This window comes from Paenibacillus soyae, assembly GCF_024623455.1.
Taxonomy (GTDB): Bacteria; Bacillota; Bacilli; order Paenibacillales; family Paenibacillaceae; genus Pristimantibacillus; species Pristimantibacillus soyae.
Window position 1 is genome coordinate 1 of record NZ_JANIPJ010000062.1, and the last position, 761, is coordinate 761.

Annotated in this window: 1 protein-coding gene; it reads right to left on the reverse strand. The window is 58.7% G+C overall.

All coding sequences use genetic code 11. The features are described 5' to 3' along the window. Positions 1 to 761: ABC transporter substrate-binding protein (locus NQZ67_RS29960; protein ID WP_257453164.1), on the reverse strand; the 761-nt coding region annotated here is incomplete at both ends.

The window sequence follows — 761 nt, forward strand, 5'->3', positions numbered from 1 at the left end:
ACTTGATCAAGCACGTCGAAGATGTTGTCGCCGAAGTAGTCCGTGAACTTGTTCGCCGCTTTCATCGCCGGATCGGTCCATACGTCCGAACGGATCGGGTCGAAGCCGAGAATCGTCCATGTCGCCAAGCTGCCTTCCTTCGAGATCTTCGAGAACGCAAGGAACTCTTTCGCCAAGTCCGCATTCTTCGACTGGTTCGTTATGACCGTCGCCGTACCGCCCATTCCCGCCGAACGCGGTTCGCCTTCCGCCCATGCAGGCATTGGGCTTATGACCATCTTGCCCTTCAGGTCAGGCATGCTGTCCGTGAAGCGGCCCATGTACCACAGCGGCATCCAGATCGATGCGGCGCCGCCGCCGTTCATGAAGCCGAAGTATTCTTCCGTGTGATGGAAGCCGCCCGGCGCGCCGACCGCTACGCCCGACTTCATCAGCTCTTGCTGCCATTTCATGACCTTTTGCACTTCCGGGCTGTCGAGGTTCGGCTCGAAGTTCTCGTTCAGCAGATCGCCCTTCGCCGGTTGCTGCGCCGTCTGCAGCCACATCGACCATTGCTCTGTCGTCTCCAGCGTCGTCATCGGCACGCCAGTCGCATCGAGCACCTTCTTGCCGGCTGCAGCGTAGTCGTCCCACGTCTTGATGTCGGCCGGGTTCACGCCCGCTTTGTCCAACAATTCCTTGTTGTAATAGATAACCGACGCGCCAACGTGATAATCCACACCGTAGTAGTTGCCGTCCTTCGCGTAGATGTCAAAGCGCGC